At 67.2% G+C, this 24,216-nt stretch carries 29 protein-coding genes; 27 read left to right on the top strand and 2 right to left on the bottom strand.

Going from position 1 to position 24,216, the window contains the following annotated elements; translation table 11 throughout:
- Positions 1-283 precede the first annotated feature (283 nt).
- The 10 genes from SNAS_RS20760 (at position 284) to SNAS_RS20805 (ending at position 7,517) form a co-directional block, all read left to right on the top strand.
- On the top strand, positions 284-514 hold the full coding sequence (locus SNAS_RS20760) for a hypothetical protein (RefSeq protein ID WP_013019428.1): 231 nt from the start codon (positions 284-286) through the stop codon (positions 512-514).
- A 77-nt stretch (positions 515-591) separates the two neighbouring features.
- The gene (locus SNAS_RS20765) at positions 592-939 is read left to right on the top strand and encodes a hypothetical protein (protein WP_013019429.1); all 348 of its coding nucleotides are present in this window, start codon (positions 592-594) and stop codon (positions 937-939) included.
- Positions 936-1,694 (top strand): PD-(D/E)XK nuclease family protein, encoded by a 759-nt coding sequence (locus SNAS_RS20770; protein WP_013019430.1) that lies wholly within the window; start codon positions 936-938, stop codon positions 1,692-1,694. Before SNAS_RS20765 ends, SNAS_RS20770 begins: the two co-directional genes overlap by 4 nt.
- 44 nt (positions 1,695-1,738) lie before the next feature.
- Positions 1,739-2,278: a hypothetical protein gene (locus tag SNAS_RS20775; RefSeq protein WP_013019431.1), complete on the top strand. Its 540-nt coding sequence runs from the start codon at positions 1,739-1,741 to the stop codon at positions 2,276-2,278.
- Between the two features lie 103 nt (positions 2,279-2,381).
- Complete coding sequence (locus SNAS_RS33055) at positions 2,382-3,296, top strand: bifunctional DNA primase/polymerase (RefSeq protein ID WP_013019432.1); 915 nt, start codon at positions 2,382-2,384, stop codon at positions 3,294-3,296.
- Positions 3,293-4,387: an AAA family ATPase gene (locus tag SNAS_RS20785; protein ID WP_013019433.1), complete on the top strand. Its 1,095-nt coding sequence runs from the start codon at positions 3,293-3,295 to the stop codon at positions 4,385-4,387. Before SNAS_RS33055 ends, SNAS_RS20785 begins: the two co-directional genes overlap by 4 nt.
- 235 nt (positions 4,388-4,622) lie before the next feature.
- Positions 4,623-4,955: a hypothetical protein gene (locus tag SNAS_RS20790; protein ID WP_013019434.1), complete on the top strand. Its 333-nt coding sequence runs from the start codon at positions 4,623-4,625 to the stop codon at positions 4,953-4,955.
- 29 nt (positions 4,956-4,984) lie between these two features.
- Positions 4,985-5,539 carry a hypothetical protein gene (locus SNAS_RS33060; RefSeq protein ID WP_013019435.1) on the top strand — a complete coding sequence of 185 codons (555 nt, stop codon included), beginning with the start codon at positions 4,985-4,987 and terminating at the stop codon, positions 5,537-5,539.
- On the top strand, positions 5,536-7,215 hold the full coding sequence (locus SNAS_RS36320) for a DNA cytosine methyltransferase (RefSeq protein WP_052305081.1): 1,680 nt from the start codon (positions 5,536-5,538) through the stop codon (positions 7,213-7,215). Before SNAS_RS33060 ends, SNAS_RS36320 begins: the two co-directional genes overlap by 4 nt.
- On the top strand, positions 7,200-7,517 hold the full coding sequence (locus tag SNAS_RS20805) for an HNH endonuclease (RefSeq protein ID WP_013019437.1): 318 nt from the start codon (positions 7,200-7,202) through the stop codon (positions 7,515-7,517). The genes SNAS_RS36320 and SNAS_RS20805 overlap by 16 nt, the downstream gene beginning before the upstream one ends.
- 102 nt (positions 7,518-7,619) lie before the next feature.
- Here the strand turns inward: SNAS_RS20805 and SNAS_RS35305 are convergent, their stop codons facing one another.
- Positions 7,620-8,180 (bottom strand): hypothetical protein, encoded by a 561-nt coding sequence (locus tag SNAS_RS35305; protein ID WP_144300581.1) that lies wholly within the window; start codon positions 8,178-8,180, stop codon positions 7,620-7,622.
- Between the two features lie 41 nt (positions 8,181-8,221).
- Here SNAS_RS35305 and SNAS_RS20810 point away from each other — a divergent pair, with 41 nt between their 5' ends.
- Positions 8,222-9,043: an adenine nucleotide alpha hydrolase family protein gene (locus SNAS_RS20810; protein WP_013019438.1), complete on the top strand. Its 822-nt coding sequence runs from the start codon at positions 8,222-8,224 to the stop codon at positions 9,041-9,043.
- On the opposite strand, the gene SNAS_RS20815 is transcribed toward SNAS_RS20810, so the two are convergent.
- The gene (locus SNAS_RS20815) at positions 9,040-9,291 is read right to left on the bottom strand and encodes a hypothetical protein (protein ID WP_013019439.1); all 252 of its coding nucleotides are present in this window, start codon (positions 9,289-9,291) and stop codon (positions 9,040-9,042) included. The genes SNAS_RS20810 and SNAS_RS20815 overlap by 4 nt on opposite strands.
- A 398-nt stretch (positions 9,292-9,689) precedes the next feature.
- Here SNAS_RS20815 and SNAS_RS20820 point away from each other — a divergent pair, with 398 nt between their 5' ends.
- The 16 genes from SNAS_RS20820 (at position 9,690) to SNAS_RS20890 (ending at position 24,213) form a co-directional block, all read left to right on the top strand.
- Positions 9,690-10,121: a phage terminase small subunit gene (locus SNAS_RS20820; RefSeq protein WP_013019440.1), complete on the top strand. Its 432-nt coding sequence runs from the start codon at positions 9,690-9,692 to the stop codon at positions 10,119-10,121.
- 34 nt (positions 10,122-10,155) lie between these two features.
- Positions 10,156-11,736 carry a terminase large subunit gene (locus SNAS_RS20825; RefSeq protein WP_013019441.1) on the top strand — a complete coding sequence of 527 codons (1,581 nt, stop codon included), beginning with the start codon at positions 10,156-10,158 and terminating at the stop codon, positions 11,734-11,736.
- Positions 11,737-11,763: 27 nt separating this feature from the next.
- Entirely contained in the window at positions 11,764-12,510 is a 747-nt protein-coding gene (locus tag SNAS_RS20830; RefSeq protein WP_013019442.1) for an alpha/beta fold hydrolase, read from the top strand.
- A 541-nt stretch (positions 12,511-13,051) separates the two neighbouring features.
- Positions 13,052-14,464: a phage portal protein gene (locus tag SNAS_RS20835; RefSeq protein WP_013019443.1), complete on the top strand. Its 1,413-nt coding sequence runs from the start codon at positions 13,052-13,054 to the stop codon at positions 14,462-14,464.
- Entirely contained in the window at positions 14,394-16,022 is a 1,629-nt protein-coding gene (locus SNAS_RS20840) for a VG15 protein (RefSeq protein ID WP_483012338.1), read from the top strand. The genes SNAS_RS20835 and SNAS_RS20840 overlap by 71 nt, the downstream gene beginning before the upstream one ends.
- Positions 16,019-16,204, top strand: coding sequence for a hypothetical protein (locus SNAS_RS35310; protein ID WP_013019445.1), 186 nt, complete (start codon positions 16,019-16,021; stop codon positions 16,202-16,204). The genes SNAS_RS20840 and SNAS_RS35310 overlap by 4 nt, the downstream gene beginning before the upstream one ends.
- Before the next feature lie 82 nt (positions 16,205-16,286).
- Positions 16,287-16,949, top strand: coding sequence for a hypothetical protein (locus SNAS_RS20845; RefSeq protein ID WP_013019446.1), 663 nt, complete (start codon positions 16,287-16,289; stop codon positions 16,947-16,949).
- Positions 16,950-16,988: 39 nt separating this feature from the next.
- Positions 16,989-17,957: a major capsid protein gene (locus SNAS_RS20850; RefSeq protein ID WP_013019447.1), complete on the top strand. Its 969-nt coding sequence runs from the start codon at positions 16,989-16,991 to the stop codon at positions 17,955-17,957.
- Complete coding sequence (locus tag SNAS_RS20855) at positions 17,954-18,370, top strand: hypothetical protein (protein ID WP_013019448.1); 417 nt, start codon at positions 17,954-17,956, stop codon at positions 18,368-18,370. The genes SNAS_RS20850 and SNAS_RS20855 overlap by 4 nt, the downstream gene beginning before the upstream one ends.
- A 4-nt stretch (positions 18,371-18,374) precedes the next feature.
- Positions 18,375-18,746: a hypothetical protein gene (locus tag SNAS_RS20860; RefSeq protein WP_013019449.1), complete on the top strand. Its 372-nt coding sequence runs from the start codon at positions 18,375-18,377 to the stop codon at positions 18,744-18,746.
- Complete coding sequence (locus SNAS_RS20865; protein ID WP_013019450.1) at positions 18,727-19,026, top strand: DUF5403 family protein; 300 nt, start codon at positions 18,727-18,729, stop codon at positions 19,024-19,026. The genes SNAS_RS20860 and SNAS_RS20865 overlap by 20 nt, the downstream gene beginning before the upstream one ends.
- A gap of 19 nt (positions 19,027-19,045) precedes the next feature.
- A complete protein-coding gene (locus SNAS_RS20870; protein ID WP_013019451.1) occupies positions 19,046-19,447 on the top strand; it encodes a hypothetical protein in 402 nt (133 codons plus the stop codon).
- Between the two features lie 12 nt (positions 19,448-19,459).
- Positions 19,460-20,062, top strand: coding sequence for a phage tail tube protein (locus SNAS_RS35315; protein ID WP_013019452.1), 603 nt, complete (start codon positions 19,460-19,462; stop codon positions 20,060-20,062).
- A gap of 120 nt (positions 20,063-20,182) precedes the next feature.
- A complete protein-coding gene (locus SNAS_RS20880; protein WP_013019453.1) occupies positions 20,183-20,596 on the top strand; it encodes a hypothetical protein in 414 nt (137 codons plus the stop codon).
- Positions 20,597-20,658: 62 nt separating this feature from the next.
- Positions 20,659-20,904 (top strand): hypothetical protein, encoded by a 246-nt coding sequence (locus SNAS_RS20885; RefSeq protein ID WP_211207211.1) that lies wholly within the window; start codon positions 20,659-20,661, stop codon positions 20,902-20,904.
- Between the two features lie 39 nt (positions 20,905-20,943).
- Positions 20,944-24,213 carry a phage tail protein gene (locus SNAS_RS20890; RefSeq protein WP_013019455.1) on the top strand — a complete coding sequence of 1,090 codons (3,270 nt, stop codon included), beginning with the start codon at positions 20,944-20,946 and terminating at the stop codon, positions 24,211-24,213.
- The last annotated feature ends 3 nt before the right edge of the window (positions 24,214-24,216 follow it).

Consider the following 24,216-nt stretch of genomic DNA (forward strand, 5'->3'; position numbering starts at 1 on the left):
GGTAGTCGCACTACCAGCCATTTCACGTGAAAACGTTAAGTGACCCTTGTCTCGTATCTCACTGTCAGTAGTGCCCGATTTAGGGAGTTTCGACGGGTAGGCACTGACACGACCGTTTCATGTGACACATATCACTGGCCTTCTATTTTCGCTGGTTACTCGTTGGTACCGGTGATTTAGACGTGACTTAATGGTGACTTGCATGTGCATTTTGCATGATTTCGCTAGCGCTTGCCCGATAGCTTCTAAATCCCACGACCCGACACGAGAGAGGAAGGGACGCATGGGAAAACGATCGCGGGTCCATATCAACGTCGAGGCTGTCAAAGCCGCTCTCACCGCACAGGGCGCGGTGGGGGTATGCGCGCAGGCGCGCCGCATCGGTATCACGCGTGAGGCGTGGGGCCGCATCTGCGCCGGAAAGCTGAAGACGACCCCGCGCACCGAAACGCTCGCAAGAATCGTCGCCGCCACCGGCTTGAACTATTCGAGCGTCATCGCCCACAACGACTGACCCACCACAGTCAACTATCCACCACCGCCCGCCCGACTTTTAACCCCACCGAATTCATTTCGCGAAAGGACTTTCGCATGCCTACCGTGGTACCCCCTACCCAAAATCCGCCCACCGACCCGGCACCGGTGGCGCTGGACGATTGCGGCGCCCTCGTTTCATCACTGCGCCATGCCGAGGCGATGGCTGCCCAGTGGAGCGACGCCGCCGCCGAGTTGCGGCGCGTCCTCATTGAGCGCTTGGGCGACGCCGAGCTCGGCACGATCAACGGACACCCCGCCGTCAGGCACACCACCTATCGTGACACTCGCGTGTCTACAAAGATGCTTCGTGAACTCGCGCCTGCCGATCTCATCGAGCGGTGCACGACCACCACGACCCGGCGGCGGTTCACCCTGGTCGACACCGACAGCGGTGTGGCATGAACGCGGTAGCGTTCGCCGCCCCCGAGGCGCGCATCGCGCTGTCGATCGACTTGGCGCGGGTCATCCGGGAGTACAGCGACTCGCGGCCCCGGTCACGACAGGTCAACATCGGACCCAGTGAGATCGGCGTCGAGTGCTTGCGCCGCTTGGGATACAAGGCGCTCGGGTACGCGGCGTCGAATGGCGGAGGGGACCCGTTGCCGCCGTTCATCGGCACCGCCGTACATGCCGAACTCGCCGCCGCTTTCGAGGCCGACAACGAGCGGCTCGGGCGGGTGCGGTGGCTGGTCGAGCACCGGGTCACAGTGCGCGGCTCGATTCGCGGGACGCTCGACCTGTACGACCATGACACCCGTACCGTCATCGATCACAAGATCGTCGGTCCATCCACATTGCAGAAGACGCGGGCGGGCGGGCCGAGCGAGCAGTACCGCGCCCAGGTTCATCTCTACGGGTACGGGCTGTCTGCCGAGATGCCTGTCGAGCGCGTGGCCATCGCCTACTTTCCACGCGCCGGGCACCTCGACGGCCGCATTATCTGGGCCGAGCCGTTCGACCCTGCGGTCGCCGAGACCGCTCTCGACCGACTGGCCTCGGTTATCCACCTCGCTGGGGTCCTACAGGTCGACGACCACCCCGACCGGTGGGCGCACGTCCCCGCCACGCCGGGGCCCGGCTGTGCGTTCTGCCCATTCTTCAACGCCCAAGGCGTCACCGACGCCGATACGGCGTCCTGCCCCGGCACCTCCACCTGACGTACCACCACCCAATTTCAACAGTCCTCATAGGAGTAGCCATCATGTCTCAGTTCGCGCCCCCTTCTGAAGGAATCAAGCCCGCCGACCTTCTCGGACACCTCGTCATCGCTCGGCCGCTGCGATACGAGCCGGAGGTCACCACGATTCACGGCGTCAAGGACGCCGTCGCGGTTGATGTCGCCGACGTCGATACCGGCGAGATCTATACCGAATGCCTGTGGTTCAACGGGGTCATCGTGGGCCGCCTGCGGCGCCACCTCGGCGAAATCGTGCTCGGGCACATCATCGAGGGCACACCACGCCCCGGCCAGAAGCCGCCGCTGTTGTTCAACTACGCCAACGAGGACGCCGCCGCCGTCGCGCGCGGGCAGGCGTTCCTGAAGGCGCACCCGGAATTCGCCACCACCGACACCCCGGCGCCGACAGCCAGCACCCCCGCACCGGTCCCGGCCCCGAAACCAGTAGCGGCCCCGGCTGCCTCACCGGCGGCGCCCGCCGGTATCTCGCCCGAGGTGCTAGCGGCACTGCCCGCTGAGTCGCGGGCGCTGATTGAGCAACTGTCCGCCGCCCAGGCCGCCTAAGCCGCGTTTGGTGTGCGCGCCTGACCCACCGGCCCCGTGTCTTCCCTCTGGGGTCGGTGGGTTCGGGCGGACACCCCAAACGACAAGACAAAGGAGGTGGGGAGTGGACGACGGCTCACGCATCTTGGCGACCGCCGAGCTGACACGGCACGCCCTCGACTACGCCGCGCGCGGCTGGCCGGTGTTCATGCTCGGTGCCGGAAAAGTGCCGCTGAGACTGTGCCGCCCCTGCCGGGAAGCCGACGGCGATCACGACATGGAAGCGTGCCCGTGCTTGACGTGCCACGGGTTCTATGCCGCCTCAACCGATCCCGAGCGCGTCGTCGCGATGGTCACCGGCCACCCGCGCGGCGTCCTGGCGCTACGCACCGGCGCGTCGTCCGGCGTCGTGGTCGTCGACGTCGACCCCCGCAACGACGGCACGCATACGTTCGTGCGGCTGCTGGCCGACGGGGTTCTACCGGCCACCGTCACCGCCAACACCGGCAGCCGCGGACTTCACCTCTACTACGCCCACCCCGGCGGCACGGTGAAATCCGGCGGTAACCGGCTCGGGCCCGGCGTCGACGTCAAAGCCGACGGCGCTTATGTCGTGCTGCCACCCTCGACCGTCAACGGGAAGGCGTACACCTGGCGGCCCGGCACCGACCCGACCAGCCTCGAATTGAGTCCAATTGGACACAAACTCGCCGAACTGTTGGCACCTGCCGAACCTTCGGCGCCAGTGTTTCGGCCCGCCCCGATGGTTTCGGCGTCGGCGTCGGCGTTCGCCGCGCCGTCGAACGCGCGGGGCCGCCTGGCCGGGCTGGTATCCGTCGTGCTGTCCGCACCCGAGGGCAACCGCAACGACGTCCTTAACTGGGCGGCATACAAGGCCGCCGATGTCATCATGACCGGTGCCGCACCGGCCGAGGCCGTGGTCGCCGCGCTTGCCGACGCCGCCGCACACATCGGACTCGCGCCTGCCGAAACGCGCGGCACCATCCGGTCGGGCTTGCGGGCCGGGGGTGTGGCGTGACCACCCTCGACGGAGCAGGCGAACCGGTCGACCCGCAAGAACTCGCCCGCCTCATCGTCGCCCGGCACATCGGCGACGTCCCCGAACTAGCCGCTGAGGCCGACCTACACGCCCACCTCAAACAGGGCGGCGCGTGGGTGCTGGACGTGCCCGACCGCCCCTCTGCGGTGTGGGGTAGCGGCGACGAGGTGTTGTGGGCCAGCGGCGAGGCGCTGATGGTCTGCGGCGGGCAGGGAAGCGGAAAGACCACCCTCGCGCACCAGCTCATCAGGGCCCGGCTCGGGCTCGACAACTCCCTCCTCGGGTTCCCCGTGCAACCGGGTAACCGCCGCGTCCTATATCTGGGGATGGACCGGCCCCAGCAGGCCGCCCGCGCGATGCGCCGCATCATGGGCGAAACCGATCGGCGCATCCTCGACGCGCACCTCAGAGTGTGGCCCGGCCCGCCGCCCGCCGACGTCGGCAAACACCCCAACACCTTGGTGGACCTAGCCACCGAAGCCGACGCCGACACCATCGTCGTCGACTCACTCAAGGACGCGGCGGTCGGCTTGGTCGACGACGTCGTCGGCGCCACCTACAACCGGGCCCGACAGCAGGCGCTAGCCGCCGGTATCGAGATTCTCGAACTTCACCACAACCGCAAGACCGGCTCCAGCGGCGGCACCCCGGATTCCATTTCGGATATCTACGGGTCCACGTGGTTGACGTCCGGCGCGGGTTCGGTACTCATGCTCTCGTCCGAACCCGGCGACGCCATTGTCGAAGCACGCCACCTCAAACAACCCGCCGCCGACTGCGGGCCCTTGCGCATCGTCCATGACCACGCCTCGGGGCGATCCAGCCTCGACGACCCGGTCGACCTGGTCGAGCTCGCCGAACGCTGCGACGGCATCACCGCCGCCGACGCCGCGTGCCGTCTCTTCGAGTCTGCGACGCCGACGCGCAACCAGACCGAAAAGGCCCGGCGCAAGCTCGACCGGCTCGTCGAAACCGGGGCCCTGCGCCGCACCGGCGGCGGACGCGGGCGCGGAAAACAGGCCGCCTATCTGCCCGTGGTGGCGGCGTCCGGATGGGAGACCGACGCATGATCCACAGTGGCGAAACAAAATCACGCGGAAAATCACGCGGCCTAAAAGCACGCCCGAAAACACGCCACCTCACCGCGCATGTCTTTTCGAGCGTTGTGCCTGGTACCGAAATCACGCAACAAAAACACGCACCCCGAAACCGCAAAAAGCACGCGTCCCCCTCCCTCTTTAGAGGGAGGGACGCGGCTAAGCCGCACGAGATTTTCAAGTCCCGCCTGTCGGCAGGGGTGGCCCGATGAGCAACACCCGACCCGTCTCGACACCGGCACAGGCACGGTTGTGCCGGTGCGGCGCGGTGGTCCTTGAGGGACTGGCCGAAGGCGTACCCGTCCGCGCCGATGCCGCCGCCCTCAACGCCGACGGCGAACTCGACGCCCTCGCGGCTGGCCGACGCTCCTATGTGCTGAACCGGCGCGAACTCGTGCTGCGCGACACCACCCGCTTGAACCTCCCCGGCCCCGTGGTGGCCGACCACCGATGCGGGCAACCCGTACCCGCCGCCCACCGCGCCCCGCCCGCCCCCAGCGCCACGACTCGGCGCCCTCGACCACTCGACCCCCCGTACTAGCCACCGTCCACCACAAAGGAGAAAACACCATGACGACCCAGACCAGGAAACGCCGAGGCCGCGCCACCGAGCAAGCCGTCGCCGCCGCGATGCGCGCCGACGGCTGGCCATACGCCGAACCCGTCGGAGCCGGGCGCCAGGGCTCGGACATCACCGGCACCCCCGGCCTGTCCCTTGAGGTCAAAGCCCGGCGCGGCCTGAACTTGGGCGCATGGCTGAGCCAAGCCGTACGCCAAGCTGACGACGGCGAGGTGCCCATCCTCGTCGTGCGTCTCGATGGGCAGGGCCCGGCCAGCGTCGACGAATGGCCGTCGGTCGTCCCATTCGCCGTATTGCGGCGACTGCTGAGGCTGGCCGGATACGGCAACCCGACACCACCGCCGCCCGGTCTCGACAACCCGGTCGCCGACCCGGCACGCGAAGCGCGCGGCACCGGCGAGACCGTCGATTACTGGCTCGGCACCCCCGGCGGCGGCGACTGGCTCGGTTGCATGGCATGCCAAGCCAGCGCGGCCGGACGCGACCCGGCCGGACTCGCCCACGCCCCCCGATGCCCCCACGCCGAACAGGGGGCCGCCGCGTGACCACACTAGACCGCGACACCCTCATGCGCCGACTCACCGAGTCGATAGACGCCCTCGCCTACCCGTTCGCGCACCGCGAAGTCGTCGAGACCACCCACAACGGACGACCGCACCGGTACCCGCACATCACCCGGCACCCGCCGCTCATCGTGCAACTCGCCCGCGCGATCGAAACCAGCTCCGGCGAGGCAGGTGAGCCGCTGGCCGGGTTTCGCGGGATCTTCACCAGCGAACCGGCCGCCCGTCTCGACGCGATCGACCGACACGAGGCCATCAACGCCGCTGCCCGCGACTGGCTGTCCGAAATGGATATTCGGCCGCGCCGCGCCACGGTCGACAACCTCCGCGCCCTCGTCGGTGGCGCCGCCCGCCTCGACGCCGAGTCGCTGGCCGCGTTGACGCGCGACGCCCGGTCATGGTGGGTATGGGCGCGCACCATCACCGGGTGGGACTCCGCACCCTGGAAACCGCACGGCCCGTGCCCTCAGTGCGAACGCCTCGGTACGCTGCGGGTGCGCGAAGCCGCGCGCACCGCCATGTGCGTCGAGTGCGGCGCATGGTGGGACCCCGGCGGCATTCACACCCTGGCCGCCTTCGTTCGCATGTGGCACGAGTCTCAAGTCCCATGTGAACTAACGTCTAGGCGACCCGACCGTGACCGGCATAGGGTTAACGCATTACCAGAGGTGTCTCTACAGCAAGACACCCTTAGGACCCGCCCACAGTGGCGGGTCTTTTCGCGTCGTGTCGGGGGTGAACTCGTGCCCCGGATCGGTTCCCTGTGCTCGGGAATCGGCGCCCTCGACGACGCCGTCGCTGCCGTCACCGGCGCCGAGCTGGCCTGGGTCGCTGATACCGACCCCGACGCCGCGCGCGTCCTCACCCACCGCCACCCACACGCCCCGAACCTCGGCGACATCCGCACCGCCCCATGGGAAGACGCCGAACCGGTCGACATCCTGGTCGCCGGGGTGCCGTGTCAGCCGGTATCCAAGGCCGGAAAACGAACGGGGGTAGCCGATGCCCGGTGGCTGTGGCCGCACGCCGCGCGAGCCGTTCGCGACCTTCGACCCGCCCTCATTGTCTTGGAAAACGTCGCCGCCCTGCGCACCAGAGGACTCGGCGACATCCTCACCGACCTGGCCGCGCTCGGGTATGACGCACGCTGGCTATGCCTACGCGCTTGCGAACTCGGGGCCCCGCACCAACGAGACCGCATGTTCCTCGCCGCTGCTACCCACCCCCAACGCCACCCACGGTCGCAAGACCACCCGAACCGGTTTGCTGCTGCCGGGAGTGGCCGAACTCCTTCCCACCCCGCGAGCCAGCGACGGCACCAAAGGCTCACCCCGCCAACGGGGCTCCAAAGGGGACGCGACCTTGCCGTCACTGGTGCTGAGACTTGGGGCAAATACGCCCCCGCCATCGCCCGATGGGAACACCTCACCGCCCGACCAGCGCCCGCACCCACCGCACCGACCGGACGCGGCGAAGCCCGGCGCCTGAGCCCCCGATTCGTCGAGTGGATGATGGGTATCAACTCGGGGCACGTGACCGATGTGGAGGGAATATCCCGCACGGCGCAACTGCGCTTGCTGGGAAACAGCGTGGTCCCCGCCCAGGCCGAGGCAGCCGTGCGCCTCCTGCTGGACGACACCCTATGGCCGAGACCGTGACTGCCTGGCACGGCAGCAACCGCGCCGCCCAACTCCCCGGCGACTGGCCACGCCGCCGCGCCATCGTGCTCGAACGCGACGGCTACCGATGCACCCGCATCCGCGCCGACGACACCCGATGCCCCGAACCCGCGACCGACGTCGACCACATCAAACCCGGCAACAATCACGAGCTCGACAACTTGACCGCGCTTTGCCAATGGCACCATCAAAAGAAGTCAGCGCGCGAGGGCGGACGCGCCGCGTGGATGAATCGACCACCGAAGAAACGCCCCGCCGAGAAACACCCCGGCGCATTGTGACGCGAACCCCGTCGAGGGTGGGGGCGACCCCCGGAAAGCAAATCTCCACATCGGAACGTCATAGCGCCTCACGGGCCGTACGGGTTTTTAGGCTCCAAACCGCTACCAAGGGTGATTGACGAGTTGGTGTCGGACGATGTTGACCAACTTTGCATGAGACGTACGCACGTTCGCTGCATGAACTTCAGCGTCATTGAGTACTTCCCTGTCTGGAGCTTCAGCCGCAACGGTCTTCAAAAACTCAATCATCCGAAGGCATGATCGTTCAATTGCGATAGTGAGCTCTACAAGGCTATTTGCCACACCTTCCCCCCAAAGCGCACGGTTGAATGCTGACGGCGACTGCTTGACCGAACGTCTTGCCTCCCCTAGGTATGCAGTCGCTTCGTCATAGTCGGAACGCTTTACGGCCGTCATCGCTGAATCTGTCGCGTCGAGTACTGATTCGGCCCAATCCAGCAACGCACGGTAAGTCTCTTCTAGACGGCGCTGCAATCGTTCCTCCCTTGCAAGGCGCGCTTGGTGCTCCGATTGTTCGCGAGCGACTAGTAGTGCAGTTTCCTGTTGCCGCTTTCCTGAGCGAAGGGTTGCGTAGACACCACCGAGTCCTACTGCCGTGCCACCGATGCTCGTAACCAGGGGAAGCCAATCGTTTACCGCCATCTATCCATGATGGCTGATCAATACAACGTGCGGGGGTGGTGATGTCCCCGCTTCGCGTCATTGCCTATGGCGGCGGCGTCCAATCCACCGCGCTGCTCGTGCTTGCCGCAAGCAGGCGGATCGACTTCGTTACGTTCCTCTTCTCCAATGTGGGCAATGATTCGGAACATCCAGCCACGCTGGATTACGTCACCCGGGTGGCGAAGCCATTCGCTGAACGGCACGGCCTGGCACTGGTCGAGCTTGAGCGCGTCCGGCGCGACGGGACCACCGAGACCCTGTACCGGCGTCTGACTCGCGAGGGTTCCCGGTCGTTGCCGATTCCGGTTCGTATGTCCAACGGCGCGCCCGGTACTCGCTCATGCACGGCCGATTTCAAGATCAAAGTCTTGGGCCGATGGTTGAAAGCCAACGGCGCCACGAAGGACAACCCGGCGACCGTGGGTATCGGCATCTCGCTTGACGAAATGCACCGTGTCAACCGGCGTCGCGCGCTGGCCTACGAGAACCCCGTGTATCCGCTGCTTGAGCATTCGCCGCCGCTGCGGCGTGCCGATTGTCTTCGGATCATCGCCGAGGCCGGGCTACCGGTACCCGGCAAGAGCGCGTGCTACTTCTGTCCATTTCATACGCGCGACGCGTGGGCGACGATGGCGCGCGACGAACCCGACCTCTTCGCCCGCGCCTGCCACCTTGAGACCATCCTCAACCACCGTCGCGCGACCCTGGGCCGCGACCCGGTTTACCTGACCCGCTACGCGCGTCCGCTGGGCGAGGCCATCACCCCGGCGCAAGACACCCTTGCCGGGCTGGCCGACCTCGACGACGACGCGACGTGCGACAACGGCGCGTGCTGGACCTAGATGGAACTCTTGTCATTCACGCCGTCAGTAATCTGCGGCAACCCATTGTCGACCACTGGTGCTTGACCGTTGGTTGAGACGTTCGGAAGCCGCCGCAAACTGAGGATGGGATGCCGCCACTCGCGAGCGAGCGAAGCAGCGGCCTTGAGAATTTCGACGCGTTCCGACGGGGTGGTGCCACGCATGGCACACAACACGATAAGCGTCAGCAACCCGACGAAGACGATGGCTGGGATCGTGACTCCCATAACCACCCACCAACCTACTGTGGACCAATCCACAACGTCACCTTTCGGCGTTGTGGTTGAGCTCCGAACTCATTCAGGGTTCAGCTCAACCAGCTAACTGGTTAAAGCTGAGTACCTGCCCCGGTAGGTCCCAGTTTTGGTTTCCTGCCGCCTTGATCTTCCCTGGCTTGGGCGAGCCCTTTTCCCAAGGTGGCCTTGAAAACCAATCGCGCAACCCTAAGTGTGCTGCGCTCACATTGCCCGACGCTCCAGCTGCAAACCGGGGTTTGCAGGAGGGGAGTTTTTTGCGTCGCTGGTGGTGGATATGGAATTTGGGTGCCGAAGATCATTCGGCCGCGTCAATCCTACTTCGTAACTGTACGAACACATGTCCGTGCGTCTAAGTGAGGGGAGATGTCATGGGTACCCGTGGCCCGGTCCCGAAACGCAGCGACCAGCGGCGCCGCCGCAACCTCGACGCCCAGGTCGACACCGCGCCCGCGCTAGCCGAGCCGGTCGCAGCGCCTTCGCTGGACTTCCCCGCGCACCCGCTCGCCGAAGACTGGTACCGCTCGCTGTCCGAGTCCGGGCAGGCGCAGTATTTCGAGCCGTCGGACTGGCAGGCCGCGCGGCTGGTCGCGTTCGACCTCACCCGGCATTTGAACTCGGGCCGGGCGTCGTCGCAGATGCTCGCCGCGCTGTGGTCGGCGATGGCCGATCTTTTGTCCACCGAGGCCGCCCGGCGCCGGGTGCGCGTCGAGATTGAGCGCGTTGCCGATGACGGCGACCAGAACGTCAACGGGGTGGTGGCTGTCCTTGACGACTACCGCCGCAGCATCGGGGCCGCGTAACGCGGCGACGTGGCGCGATGAATTGGGCGCCATCATGACCGGCCCCCGCGGACTACCCGAGCGCACTCTCGGCTGGGAAGTCCTGGCGTGGACGGCCGCTTATCTCCACCAGCCCGACGGCCCCTATGCCGGGAACCCGTGGCGGGCAACGCCTGAGCAGGTCCGACACGTTTTGTGGTGGTACGCGATCGACGAGGCTGGGCGGTTCCTGTACCGCCGGTCGATCTTGCGCCGGTCGAAGGGCTGGGGCAAGGACCCGGTCGCCGCCGTGCTGTCGCTGGTCGAGCTGTTGGGCCCGTGCCGCTACGGAGGCACCAACGCCCAAGGCCAGCCGGTCGCGGTGCCGCATCCGTCCCCGTGGGTGCAGATTGCCGCGACGTCCGAGGCGCAGACGGTCAACACGATGTCGCTGATTCTGTCCATGCTGGAATACGGTTCGCTGGTCGACGACTATTCGCTCGACGTCGGCAAGACCCTCATCTATACCCCGCGCGGGCGTCTGCATGCGGTGACCTCATCCCCGCGAAGCCTGGAAGGCCCCCGACCGTCCTATGTGGTTCTCGGGGAGCCTCAGAACTGGTTGCCGTCCAACGGCGGCCAAGCCATGTCCGAGGTGATCCGTCGCAACCTCGGCAAGAGCCGCGACGGCGCGGCGCGAAGCACCGAGATCGGTAACGCGCACTTGCCCGGCGAGGATTCCGTCGCTGAGTCGTCCTATGAGGCGTGGCTTTCGATGGTCGAGGGCCGCTCGCGTGACACCGGCATCCTGTACGACTCCCGCGAGGCACCGCCCGACACGGACATGAGCGACCCCGAGTCCCTGCGGGCGGGACTTCGCGCCGCCTACGGTGACAGTCATTGGGTTGACCTCGATCGGGTCATGGGCGAAATCTGGGACCCGGCCACCCCGCCCAGCGTCTCGCGGCGTTACTACTTGAACCACGTCACCGCCGCTGAGGACGCGTGGTGCGCCGCCCACGAGTGGGACTCGTGCGAGACCACCGACCGGATTCAACCCGGCGACACCGTCACTATTGGATTCGACGGGTCGGTGTCGGACGACTCCACCGCCATCGTGTTGTGCCGCGTCGACGACGGCCTCGTCGACCTGGCGGCGGTGTGGGAGAAACCCGACGGACCGGCGGGCGATGACTGGCGCGTGCCGCGCGACCAGGTCGACGAGATGGTCGACCACCTCATCGCCACCTATGACGTCGCCGCCGATTACAGCGACGTCGCCTATTGGGAGTCCTATATCGATACCTGGTCGATCAGGTACGCCGACGTCGTGCGGCACAAGGCGAGCCCTAAGTCGCTCTTCGGGTGGGACATGCGAAGCCATGCCAAGGAATTCGTGTTGCGGGGCGCCGAGGCGACGCTGTCGGCGATCACCGACGGGACGTTGAAACACACCGGCAATCCGATCCTACGTAGACACGTCCTCAACGCACGACGCCGACCGAATCGGTGGGGGCTGTCCTTCGGCAAGGAATCCCGAACCAGCTCCCGCAAGGTTGACGCCGTAGCCGCGATGTGCCTTGCCCGCATTGCCCGCGCCGACGTACTCGCCACCGGTGCCGGACGCCAACGCACCGGCGAAGTCTGGGCCCTGTAGCCCAACCCCAACAACCGAGAGGAAACCATGAACAGCACCAACACCCCTACCCTTGTTCTGATTCACGGCGCGTGGCACGACGGCCGCGCCTGGGACGACACCGCCGAACACCTGCGCGCCCAGGGCTACGAGGTGCACACCCCAACCGTCGCCGGGCACGGACCCGACGGCGACCGCACGACCACCCTCGACGGGGCGGTCGACTCCATCGTCGAGTACATCGAAGAAAACGACCTGACAAATGTGGCGCTTGTCGGTCACTCGCTGGGCGGCGTCTACATCTCGCAGGCCGCCCCGCGCATCGCCGACCGCCTGTCCCGGCTGGTGTTTCTGGTCGCGTTCGTGCTGTCCGACGGCGAGTCCCTGTACGACGTCCTGCCCGAGGCCCTGCGCGACAACCTGCTCAACTCCACCAACGACGACGGCGTGATCCCCCCGGACTACGCCTTTGTACGCAACGGGTTCATGTCCACCGCCGACGAGGCCGCGACGCGCGAGGTGTTCGCCGAGCTGTCGCCCCAGGGCGACACCACCTTTTCAGTCCGAGTCGATCAGTCCGGTTTCGAGACCCTGGTCGCCGACGGCGAGGTCGGTATCTCCTATATCGACGTGTCCGGCGATGTCCTGCTCGGCCCCGACGGCTGGTACTCGGCGTTCGGCGAGCGGCTGGGCGCCGGGGTGCGCGTCATCCGGGTGGCCGGTGAGTCGCACGATTTGATGCATACTGACCCGGCCGAATGCGCCGAGGCCATCATCGCCGCCGCCCGCGACTAGGAATCATGGACCGATTGGCCATCGCGATACCGCTTTGGATGCGGTGCATGTGCATTGCAGACACACCACTGTCGGCCATAATGGTCGGTCCATCTGTATCGCCACTTTAGAAGTTGCCATTTGCTGAACGGGCACCTGACGGTGAACTCGGCCGACTTGGTGGCGAGCAGAATTCGGTGCCAATCCGTCGTTGTAATCGGCTCGTCTGAGTCATTACTCCACACAACCTCAGCCCAAAGTTCAAGGATGGGGGTGTCGCTGTGGTTTACCGCCCTCATTTCAACCTTAGGTTTCAACGCGCCTGTGCCGTCGGATGCCTCGGTTGGTTTGCGGGTATCGACTATGACGAGGTTCGCTTGTGCCCTGGCTGCTGCCTCGTCGTCATTCGCTCGGTCTCGACGTGACCGCCACGTCGTGTACATGGCCACGATGACTGCCGTCAACGTGATGACAGTTGAGGCCATTTGGAAAGTCAGCGTCCAACTGATAGCGCGCCCCCCGAAATCCTTCCTTGACACACGATCGGTGGGGGTGAGTGTACGTGCCCACCCCCACCGATACCGCCGTCGAGCTGCTGGCCCGCCTGAGCGACGAGACCGAACGGCTCGACAGGATCGACAAGTACTTGCGTGGTGAGCATGACGGCCCGTACACCCCCCGCAAGGCGTCACGCGAGTACAAGATCCTTGCGCAAAGGTCGGTAACGAACCTTCTTCCGTTGGTCGTCAACGGCCTGGCGCAGAGCCTCTATGTGGACGGTTACCGCTCAGGCGACACCGACGAACCCGCGAGCGCGTGGCGGCACTGGCAACACAACGGACTCGACGCCAGGCAAAGCGCGATTCACCGCGCCGCCTTGTCATACGGACGCGCCTATGTCGTGGTCGTCCCCGGGAAGGACGCCGAGGGCGCCGAGGCGGTGCCGACGGTGCGCGGGTACTCGCCGCGCCGCATGATCGCCGCCTACGCCGATGACGACGACGAATGGCCCGAGTACGCCGTTCGCTGGGCGAGCGCGACCGTCGAGGGCAAGAGCGGTCGGCGGGTGTGGTTCTACGACGACGAGACCGTGCACGTGTTCACCTCCACCTCGGCCGACGGCGGCGACCTGGCGCCCGAGGACTCCTACGAGCACGGCGCCGGGGTGACTCCCGTTGTGGAGTTTCGGCACTTGCCCGACCTTGAGGGTCGCGCGCTCGGCGAGGTCGAGCCGCTCATCGCTCTACAGGACAGGGCGAATCAATCCACATTCGACCTTTTGGTCGCCCAGACGTTTAGCTCGTTCAAGATCCGCACGGTCTCGGGCATGGCGCCGAAGTTCGACGACGACGGCAACCCGGTACCGCTGCCGGTCGACGCCGCCCGACTGTTGATGGCCACCGACCCCGACACGAAGTTTTCCCAGCTCGACGAGACCGACCTTCGGCCGCTGCTGGATTCGATCGACGCGGCGGTGCGGCACATGGCCGTCGTCTCCCAGACCCCACCGTCCGATTTGCTCGGCCAGCTCGTGAACCTGTCGGCCGAGGCCATCACCGCCGCCCGCGATGGGGCGAACCGGCGCCGCGCCGAGACGCAAGCCGTGTTCGGTGAGTGCTGGGAGAAGGTCTTGCGCCTGTGCGAGCTGGTGCTCGGCGGCGACGCCGACACCTCGGCTCAAGTCTCGTGGCGGGACATGGAAGGCCGCAGCCTCGCCCAAATCGCCGACGCGCTCGGCAAGCTCGCCCAGACCCTAGAGGTACCGGTCGAGGCACTGTGGCCGCGCATCCCTGGCGTCACTCAGACGGATATCGAGGCGTGGCAACGCATGCGCGCCACCGACCGCGCCGCCGACCCATTGTCCAAGTTGGCCGACCACGTCAACCAGACGGCGGGGGGCGACGGTGGGCTCGACAACGTCATCAACGCGGCTGACGTCGCAGCATCAGCAGCAACAGGAGCGGCTTCGGGCTAACTTCGCCGTCGCGTTCATCGAAGCGCTACGCAACTTGCTCGACCCCCGGCGTCTTGACGCCACAACACCCCTGTGGCTGCCGGTCGCCGAGCAACTCGTCGACGTCTACCGCAAAACCTCGGCCGAGGCCGGACTCGACTACTACCAAGCCCACCGCGCCGCCAAAGGCATCCACGCCCCGCTACCGGATCTCGCCGCCGAGACGGGCAACCGCGACGCGGTCCGTACCTCCCTCATCGTGTGCGGGCCGGTCGCGATCAAACACGCGACCGGCCAAGGCGCGACGCTGGCCGAGGCGGTGCATATCGGCGAAACCCGCGCCGAGGCCGCCGCCGCCCGCCACGTCCTCAACGGCGGACGCGACAGTGTGCACGCCGCCGTCGACGCCGACGCCGAGTGCCTCGGGTTCGTGCGGGTCACCGACGCCGACCCGTGTTGGTTGTGCGCGATGCAAGCCTCACGAGGGCCGGTGTTCCTGTCCGAAGTCTCGGCGGTGTTGCGTCGCGAGACCACCCCCGAATACGCCGCGTTCCTTCGCGCCAACCCCGACGGCGGCAGGTATCGCGGGAAGAAGTTCACCGGCCGCCGGGTCCCGTATCACGACGGGTGCCAGTGCACCGCCGAACCCCTCTACAGCTACGACGCCCCGTGGCCCGGCACTGGCCGGGAGTTCGACGCCCTGTGGCAAGACGCCACCAAGGGACGCACCGGGGCCGACGCCCGCCGGGCGTTTCGCCGCGCCGTCGCCGCCGCCTCACCGACCCAATCGGCCGACGCCCGCCGCCGCAAGCGCGCCGACGCTCGCCGGGCCGAGGCGGAACAACACCCACCGCTGCCGGAACCCGATACCGACCGGGCCGGAACACGGTCGGATGTTCCGCCGGAAGAACCAGCGCCCGCACCGGAACCCGACGCCGCGCCCGCCGAGACCGGAACCGGGCCCGGCCCGCTGGGCGACCTGTCGCGCCTGTCCGATGACGAGCTGTTCGCGCTGTTCGGCGAGCACGCCGCCGACGAGAACGCGGTCGCCGCGATTACCGCCGAAATGGACCGCCGCGACGTACCCGACGGCGGCGACGTCGCCCAGGGCGTCGAGGAGCTCACGCCCGAACAGCGACGAGTCGAGGAACTCGTGTCGCAGGGGTGGGACTGGCAAGACGCCTACGCCGAAGCCCATGGCGTCGACGCCGACGAGCTCGACCGCCAAGCCCGTGCCGCCGAAGTCGACGCCCACCGCTACACCGGCGAAACCCGCGACGAGGCGGTGCGGCGCATGTACGACGAATACGTGCAGGTGTCCTACGTGGCCGCCGAGGACGCGACCGCCGGGCACATGCTGTCCAAAGCCGGGCGCGCCGCCGACGTGAACCCGCTGTCGCTGTTCTCAGGCACCACCGCCCGCGCCCGCAAGTACGCCTCAGAGGATCTCTTGCGCTGGTGGAGCGAGCACGGGCGCATGACGTTCACCGAGTACCGGGCCCAGGTGCTCGGACGCGAGACCGACCGCGCCGCCGCCGCCGTCACGGCCATGCAAAGCAATGGGCGGGACTTCATATGACCCCCACCGATACTCAACGCGCCCAGGCGATACGGGCCGCACGGTTCGCCGCCGCCCGAGGGCTACCGATCACAGCATGCCCCTACCCGATCAGCGGGTCGGCGAGCTTGCGGGTGCTGGCCGTGGTGTTCGTGCGCGAATACGCCCGCCTGCGGCCCGGCCGCATCGACCACACCGCATAGAAACCCCGCCGCCGCGTGAGCCCGTGAGACACGGGTCCGCGCGGCGTACGCACCCCGAGCAAGTCCACAGGAGGGACACCCCATGCCGACAACACCCGGCACCACACCGGAAGACGCCGCCACCGGCACCGGAGCCACCGGCGAAGAGAGCGGAACCTTGGCGGAAGTTCCGCCGGAACCCCCGGCCGCGGCTTCCGGAACCACCCCCGCGGCGACCGGAACAACCGCGGGCGACTCCGGAACTTCCGGCGATGCACCGCCGCCACCGGCACCCGCCCCCGCGGACTCCCCGCCGGAGGCGCCGCCATGGGAGCGCACCGGCCAGCCGTTCGACGCCGAGACGGCGTGGAAGCTCATTACCAACTTGCGCGCCGAGGTCGCTCGCGGCAAGGCCGGTGCGCCCACCGGCCCCGGCGGCACCGACGAGCTCGCCCAGCGCGTCACGAGTCTTGAGCAGCAACTCGCCGAGGAACGCGCCGCCGCCCGCGCCCGGATCGGCGAACAGCATCAGATGCCCGAGCCGGTCGTCGCGCTGTTGGGCGACGGCGACGGCAAGACCCTCGCGGCACGGGCACAGGCACTCATCGATTGGGCCCACACCCTCAACCGGCCCGCCCCGTCACGCGGCGCCAGGCGCCGCCCGGTCGCCGAACTTCGTTCCGGCACCACACCGGAACAACCACCGGAAGACACCGACCCGGCGCGGCTGGCCGCCCAGGTCGCGGCTCGCCGCCCCCACTACTAGCCCCGGCGCACGCGCGCCCCGATCCACAAAGGGTGGACTATGAACAACCAATTTCTGAAACCGTCCGTCATCGCCGCCACGGCGTTGGGTTTGCTTGAGCGCGACATCGTGCTTCCCGGTCTGGTGTGGCGTGACGCTGTCGAGTCTTTCGACGGCGCCGACGACGACACCGTGTCCATCAGGGTTCCGGCCCGCACCAAGGCACAGCGCCGCCGGATGCGTGTCGAACCGCGCGGCAAGATCGTCGCCAAGAAGCTCAAGGAAACCAAGGTCGACGTCACCTTGACCGAGCATGTCATCAGTGCCATTGACGTCACGGACGAAGAGATGACTCTCGACATCACGAATTTCGGGGCGAAGATCTTGGCGCCCCAGACCCGCGCGATAGCCGAGGATCTCGAAAACCAGATCGCCGAGACCATGGCCGCCGCGCCGTACGAAACCGAGCTCACCCTCGACGTCGCCCACCCCGAGGACACGTTCGTCGACGCCCGCCGGGCCCTCAACGTCGAGTCGGTGCCGGTCGCCGACCGGGTCGCCGTTGTCGGCGCCGACGTCGAGGCCGCGATCCTCAAGGCCGATGGTCTGACCAGAGTGGATAAAAGCGGCGACAACACCGCGCTGCGTAACGCCGAGATCGGGAAGCTTCGACAGTTCCCTGTCTACCTGTCCAACGCCATTGACCCCGGCACGGCCTACCTGTTCCACAGGACCGCCTATGTGTTCGCGCTGCGGGCCCCGATCGTGCCCGACGGCGCCCCCTTCGGACAAAGCCAGTCCTATGGGGATCTGGCGATGACCTGGGTTCGTGATTACGACTCGGATTACATGCAAGACCGCAGCATCGTGCACACCTTCAGCGGTACGGCCTTCGTTCCCGACCCGCCGCGCGACAAGACCCCGGAGACCACCGACCCGAAGAAGTTCGTTCGGGCCGTCAAGATCACGATGCCCGACACCGTCGCGCTCCCGGCCCCGAAACCGGGACGCAAGAAGGCGGCGGTGTGACGGCCTCGGCGTCGCCGCCGTTGGCCAGTATCGACGCCCTCGAAACCCTGCTCGCCGAGCCGCTGGTTGGTCGGCGGCGGCAACGCGCGGGCGCGGTACTGGCCGGGGTTAGCGCCGAAGTGCGCGCAGTGGCCGGGCGCCGGTGGACCAACGGTGCGCCCGACCTGGCGGTATCGATCACGCTGAAAGCCGCCGAGCGCGCCATCGTCAACCCGCAAGGACTGTCGGCCGAAAACCTCGGCGACTACGGGCGGCGGTTCGGCGGTTCGGGTCCGGCCGGTGTTTACCTCACCGAGGGCGAGGTCGACGCCTTGGTGAAACTCACCGAGGCGAGCGGAGTGGTGTCGGTCCCAGTCGAACGCGACGTGACGCTCGGCGGAACGCCGGTGTCGGACCCTGCCGTGAGGATGTGATCTTGTGCTGTACCCACACACACCGATCGTGTACCCGTCCGAGTACCGCAGCGACTCCGATGGCAACGCCGTACGGTGGCCGAGCTTGGAGGGGGTACCGGTCCCGGCCAATATCCAGCCGCACGCGTCAGCGGTGACCACAGTCGAGGCGGGCAAGGGCGGCCCCTCCCAACAAACCCGCGTCGAGGCGGTGGCCTACCTGTCGGGCACGTTTTGTCCGGCGCTGGACGCGTACGCGGCGCTGGATTGGGACGGGTGGCGGTGGGTCATGGTCGGCGACCCGATCGACCACCAAAGCCCCGACGGAACGTTGCGGATGTGGCGCGCCGAGATCCGCCGCGACCGCGCCCTCGCTGATGCCCCGCGTCACGGTTAAAGACGACAGACGGACCCGCCACCGCATCGCCCGCTCGGCCGTCGTCGACGCCGCCCTCGCTTCGGTCGCCCGCGACGTCCTCACCGCCGCCACAGCCGACGCCCCGCGCGGGAAGTCCCGCGACTATGTCGAGTCGCTGGAGATCGCCAAGGGCAAGGTCGATTACCACGTCAACGCCACCGCCGAACATTCCGCCGCCGTCGAGTTCGGCCACCACAACGAATCCACCTATGTAGAAGGCCAGCACGTTCTCGCCCGCGCCCTCGACGCGGTGACCTAACCGGCGAGGGGGTGAACCCGTGCCCCTGCCCGACCCCGTAACCGCCGTTGTCGACATCATCCGCACCGCCATACCCGAGGCAGTCGTCGGCACCCTCGTACCCGACCAGCTCGCCGAACACCTGCCGTACATCCACATCAGTCAAACCGGCGGACCCATCACCTCGGCCTCGGCGCGCGGTGGCCTCCACCGCGAAGCCGCCCGCCTCGTCATCTCCGTGTGGGCCGCGCCCGACCCCGCCGCCGCCCGAGGACTCGCCCGCCGGGTACTCGCCGCGCTTTTGGCCGTGCGCGCCCAGCGGGTGAGCGGCGGCGTGCTGGTGCGCACGCACGTCGAAGCCGCCCCGGCATTCCTGCCCGACGACCACGCGCCCGCCGGGGTCTTTCGGTACGTCGCGACCGTCACCACCCACATACACTAGGGAGAGTCCACTATGCTCACTGATGGCGCGACCATCATTCCCGGTAAGGGATACATCTACACCGCCGAACCCTCAACTCCTCGCCCCGAGTATGGCGCCGAGGCGCCCGCCCCATGGGTCGACTTGGGCCACACCTCCGAGGAGGGGCTAACAATCTCCCTCGAAGTCGAAAAGACCGTCAAGAAGACATGGCGCAACAGGGTGGGACTCAGAACCACTGTGGATGAGGTGACGTTCGAACTGACCTGGATGGGCTTGCAGTTCGACACCCCGAACCTCATGGCGTACTTCGGTGGCGGCGAGGTCCCCGAACCCGGCGTGTTCGGTGTGACCGGGGATTTCGATAAGCCCTATGAGCGGGCGCTGTTCATCAGGTTGGAAGACGGCGACGCCGAGGTCGACCTCTATCTGTCCAAAGTATCGCTTGGGCCCGGTGACGAGGCCGAGATCAGTCCCGAGGAATTCGCGCCGCTGCCCATTAAGGCTGTCGTGCTCGACGATGCCGACGCTACGTACCTGCTTGAGTTGATGGCGCCGCACATCGGCTACCCCGACAAGCCCGTCGCCGTGTCCCGCAAGGCCAAGACCCGCAAGACCGCCAAACAAGACGCCTAGACCTTCCTCGCCCCGCTCGTGGGTGGGGTGCCGCCGCGCGCGGACGCGCCACGAATCGCGGTCCCGCCGGGCACCCCACCCACCCGTATTCGATTTCCATCCTGTTAGGAGTTTTCTCGCATGTCAGACGTCGACGCCGTCGCCGCCGAGGCCACGACCGACCCGAACTCACCCGTACTTGAAACGGACATGCACGGGCGACGGTGGGTCTTCTACCGGCCCGACATCCGACCCGCCGCGCTTCGCCGCTATGCCCGGCTGGCCGACAAGGTCACTGGCGGCGGCGAGGTGGCCGACGCTGACGCTATCGAGCTGGCCGCCGTCGCCGAGGACATGCTTCGATCCGGCTTGCCTGACGCCGAAACTCGCGAGGCGTTCGACGAGGCGCCGTTCAACGGAACCGACATCACGGCGTTGTCCGAGGAGTATTTCGAGGCCCTGGGCGCCACGGTGGGGGAATCGTCAGCCTCGCCCGCGCCCTCACCGACCACTGTGGCGCGGTCGAGGCCGACCTCGAAGCGACGTACCGAATAACGCTAGGCGACCTGTGGACCGGGCGCTTGTCGATCCGACGCGCCGTTGTCCTTATCGGTCAGTTGCCGACTACGTCACGGCTGTCGGTGGCGCTACGCGGGTCCGAACACGACGGGTGGGATCTGACCGCCCATCTTCTCGCCGCCTTGATTGACGCGGCCAACACGACCACCTACGCCGTCGCCCAGGTGCACAGCAAGAAGAGGCTCGCCAAACCTGAGCCGGTGCCGCGCCCCGGCGCCACCACCAAACCCACGCGAACGGTCACCGTCGCCCAGCTCGCTAAGCGGGTGCGCCAACACCGCTAGTCCACACGCGACGCGAACACGGGGCGGGGGTGAGCCGTCGTGGTGTTGTCCGCTGGGGCGGTGTCGGTGCGCGTCAAGCCCGACTTGACGAAGTTCGCCGCCGAGTTGAAGGCGTTTCTTGTCGCGGCGTCGCGCGATGTCGTGCACATCGGCGCCGACCTCGACGCCGGGAAGCTGGCCACCCAGGTCAAGGCCGCCGTGACCCGTGCCGGTGCGGGACGGGGCGTCGAGGTTCCGGTCACCGCCGACACCACGAAACTCGCCGCCGCCGTGCGCTCGGGCACCCCCAGCGGCAAGACGAGCGTGGCCGTCGACGCCGACACCTCGACCGCGCTGTCGCAAGTGGCCCGGTTGAAATCGCAATTGGACGACCTGTCGCGCCGACACATTGAACTGTCGGCCTCAGGTGATACCGCAGGCGCCGAGCACCTGGTCGCCCAGATTCGCGACGCCGCCGCAGCCGCGCAAGAAATCGACCTGTCACACATCAAGGGCGCCGCGCTGGGCGTCGACACCAAGGCCGCCCGCGCCGCCGCCGAGAAACTGCGTACCGACCTAGCGCGCCTGTCGGGCGAGACCTTCCGTATCGACGTCACGGCCAACGCGGGCGATGTCGAGCGGGTGCGCGCCGAGCTTCACACGCTGGCCGCCGATGCGTCCGATATCGACATTCCCGTCGCGGCCGACACCTCGAAACTCGCCGCACAAGTGCGCTCGGGTCTGGCCGCCGCCGACGGCGGACGGGTGCGCGTCCCCGTCGCGGCCGATGCCGGGCAGCTTGCCGGGCAGGTGCGCCGCGCCGCCGCCCTGGCGCAACAAGGCACCCGCATCACGGTGCCCGTGGGCGCCAACACCAAGGGCATCGGCGGAAGCCTGGCCGGGCTGTCCGGCATCGGTGGCGCACTGGCCGGCATCGGCAAGGTCGCCGCCATCGGCACCAGCCTCGCGGCTGCGGCTGGTGGTGCGGCACAACTGGCCGCAGCACTGGCCCCCGTGGCCGGGGCGCTGGCCGCGTTGCCCGCGTTCGCCCTCGGCGCGGCGGGTGCCTTCGCCGTCCTCAAGCTCGGATTGTCCGGTGTGGGCGCCGCCTTGTCGGGTGATTCGGCCGCATTCGCCCAACTCGCCCCCTCAGCGCAAGCCGCCGTCACCGCGATACGCGGGCTGTCGCCGCAATTCGAGCGACTCAAGACCAGCATTCAGGGCAACCTGTTCGCCGGGCTCGACAAGCAGATAACCCGCGTCGCCGACGTCCTGTTGCCCAAACTTCAACAGCGGCTACCGGCCATCGCCACCGCCTTCAACGGCCTGGCCAAGGGCGTCGCCGGTGGCCTGTCGTCCGACGGGTTCACCTCCGGACTCGACGCCGCGCTGTCCCACACTGCGACCGGGATAGCCGGGCTCGCCAAGGGAATGCGCCCCCTGTTTTCCGGGCTCGGCCAGGTCATCGGCGCTTTCGCGCCGAGCCTGACGGCTGCCGGACAAGCCGCCGGTGGACTGGCCGCGCGCTTCGGCGAGTTCATCAGCAAGGCCGCGGAAACTGGGCAACTGGCGTCGTTCGTTGACGGCGTTAAGACCGCACTGTCTCAAGTGGGCGGCATCTTGTCGAACCTCGGAAGTGTCGTCGCCTCGGTGTTCTCGGCCGCGTCGAGCTCGGGCGGCGGCCTGCTGGCCACGCTGGAAACCATCACCGGCGCCGCCCGCGAGTTCTTCTCCAGTCTCGAAGGCCAAGAGGCGCTGAGCGGGTTTTTCGGCGGCATTCAGTCGGTGGTGCGCGCCGTGTTGCCGACCTTGCAGAACCTCGCGTCCGGCATCGGCTCGGTGCTCGGCCCCGCCGTCGGCCAGATAGCCACGATTTTGGGCCCCGCCCTTGAGACCCTCTCCGGCTCCCTCGTCGATGGCGTCGCAAAGCTTCTACCAGGGCTAATGCCCGTGGCCGAGGCGCTGGCTAGCATCGTCACCGCAGCGGCGCCCCTGCTGGGCGTGGCCGGTCAACTGGGCGCGATTTTGGGCGGCATCCTGGGCTCTGCTTTGTCCATGGTGGCCAGTCTGTTTCAGGCACTGGTGCCGCCAGCCGTCCAAATTGCACAGATCTTGCTGGCGAGCCTGATGCCTGCCTGGCGCTCGATTGAATCGGCGCTACAAACTGTGATCGCCGCCGTTTTGCCGGTGATTCAGGCGTTCCTATCGGTCAATCAGGCGCTCGCCCCGATCCTCGGGCTCATCGTGCGCGTGGCCGCCGCGATCTTGTCGGGGCTGGTCAAGGGGCTAATCGCGCTGATCACGCCGAGCCTGACGATCACGAAGATTTTCGTCGGCGCTCTGGCCAAGGGTATAGCCACAGTGTACGGATGGCTGAAGGAAAAGCTCGGACCCGCCGCCGCGTGGCTCGCCTCGGTCTGGAACGAAAAGGTGTCGCCCGCACTGTCGAAGGTGTCGGCGTGGCTGTCCGAAAAGTTCAGTGCCGCCGCCGCGAGCGCCTGGTCGTGGATCAAGGAAAAGCTTGCGCCCCTTGGGCAAAAGCTCGCGACCATATGGAGCGAAAAACTGGCGCCCGCGATCCAAAAGGTCGGCCTGTGGTTTCGGGAGAAGTTCGTTCCCGCAGCTCAGCAGGTGTGGACATGGATACAGGAAAAAGTCATCCCCGTTGTGTCCAAATTGGTGCGATGGTTCGTGTCGAAACTGGTTCCCGGAATCGAGCGCGTCGTCGAGTGGCTCGTCGACCTCGCGGGCTGGTTTTTGGACCTGGCGGTCGACATCGGTACCGCCGTCGGCAAGGCCATCCGCTTTTGGGGCCGCTTCATCGCGTTCATCAAGGCGCTACCGGGCAAGGTGATCGGGTTCCTTAAGGGACTCCCGGCGAAGTTTGTACAAATTGGAAAGAACATCGTCTCGGGCATCGTTCGCGGTATCAAGCAGGCGGCCGGGCGCATCAAGGACGCCGCCGTCGGCGCCGCCAAAAGCGCCTATGAGGGAGCGAAGGATTTCCTCGGCATCAACTCGCCGTCACGGCTCATGGCGTGGCTCGGCTCCCAAATGGGCGCCGGTGTCGAGGTCGGCCTCGACGGTTCCGTCGGCGACGTGGTGTCGGCCTCGCGTGGCCTGGCGCGCGCCGCCTACGACCCCTGGCGCGGCTTCACCCCCCACCCCAAGTCCCGCACCGACACCGACGGCCCCGGCGGCGTGAACGTCTCGGTTCGCATCGGCGAGCGCGAGGTCGCCGACATGGTCGTCGACGCCGTTCGCGCCCGCCCCGAGGCCGTCGCCTCAACCGTCGCCCACGGTACCCGTCTGTCCAACCTAAGGAGATAGCCC

The sequence above is a fragment of the Stackebrandtia nassauensis DSM 44728 genome, assembly GCF_000024545.1.
Classification (GTDB): domain Bacteria; phylum Actinomycetota; class Actinomycetes; order Mycobacteriales; family Micromonosporaceae; genus Stackebrandtia; species Stackebrandtia nassauensis.

Bases quoted from the DNA above. Each gene is read 5' to 3' on its own strand.
- SNAS_RS20845 (WP_013019446.1), top strand. From the start codon at position 16,287: ATGCCGACAACACCCGGCACCACACCGGAAGACGCCGCCACCGGCACC.
- SNAS_RS20830 (WP_013019442.1), top strand. From the start codon at position 11,764: ATGAACAGCACCAACACCCCTACCCTTGTTCTGATTCACGGCGCGTGG.
- SNAS_RS35310 (WP_013019445.1), top strand. From the start codon at position 16,019: ATGACCCCCACCGATACTCAACGCGCCCAGGCGATACGGGCCGCACGG.
- SNAS_RS20775 (WP_013019431.1), top strand. From the start codon at position 1,739: ATGTCTCAGTTCGCGCCCCCTTCTGAAGGAATCAAGCCCGCCGACCTT.
- SNAS_RS20790 (WP_013019434.1), top strand. From the start codon at position 4,623: ATGAGCAACACCCGACCCGTCTCGACACCGGCACAGGCACGGTTGTGC.
- SNAS_RS20815 (WP_013019439.1), bottom strand. From the start codon at position 9,291: ATGGGAGTCACGATCCCAGCCATCGTCTTCGTCGGGTTGCTGACGCTT.
- SNAS_RS20760 (WP_013019428.1), top strand. From the start codon at position 284: ATGGGAAAACGATCGCGGGTCCATATCAACGTCGAGGCTGTCAAAGCC.
- SNAS_RS20805 (WP_013019437.1), top strand. From the start codon at position 7,200: ATGGCCGAGACCGTGACTGCCTGGCACGGCAGCAACCGCGCCGCCCAA.
- SNAS_RS20810 (WP_013019438.1), top strand. From the start codon at position 8,222: ATGTCCCCGCTTCGCGTCATTGCCTATGGCGGCGGCGTCCAATCCACC.
- SNAS_RS35315 (WP_013019452.1), top strand. From the start codon at position 19,460: ATGCTCACTGATGGCGCGACCATCATTCCCGGTAAGGGATACATCTAC.
- SNAS_RS35305 (WP_144300581.1), bottom strand. From the start codon at position 8,180: ATGGCGGTAAACGATTGGCTTCCCCTGGTTACGAGCATCGGTGGCACG.
- SNAS_RS20825 (WP_013019441.1), top strand. From the start codon at position 10,156: ATGACCGGCCCCCGCGGACTACCCGAGCGCACTCTCGGCTGGGAAGTC.
- SNAS_RS20820 (WP_013019440.1), top strand. From the start codon at position 9,690: ATGGGTACCCGTGGCCCGGTCCCGAAACGCAGCGACCAGCGGCGCCGC.
- SNAS_RS20880 (WP_013019453.1), top strand. From the start codon at position 20,183: ATGTCAGACGTCGACGCCGTCGCCGCCGAGGCCACGACCGACCCGAAC.
- SNAS_RS20770 (WP_013019430.1), top strand. From the start codon at position 936: ATGAACGCGGTAGCGTTCGCCGCCCCCGAGGCGCGCATCGCGCTGTCG.
- SNAS_RS20765 (WP_013019429.1), top strand. From the start codon at position 592: ATGCCTACCGTGGTACCCCCTACCCAAAATCCGCCCACCGACCCGGCA.
- SNAS_RS20865 (WP_013019450.1), top strand. From the start codon at position 18,727: ATGCCCCGCGTCACGGTTAAAGACGACAGACGGACCCGCCACCGCATC.
- SNAS_RS20850 (WP_013019447.1), top strand. From the start codon at position 16,989: ATGAACAACCAATTTCTGAAACCGTCCGTCATCGCCGCCACGGCGTTG.
- SNAS_RS33060 (WP_013019435.1), top strand. From the start codon at position 4,985: ATGACGACCCAGACCAGGAAACGCCGAGGCCGCGCCACCGAGCAAGCC.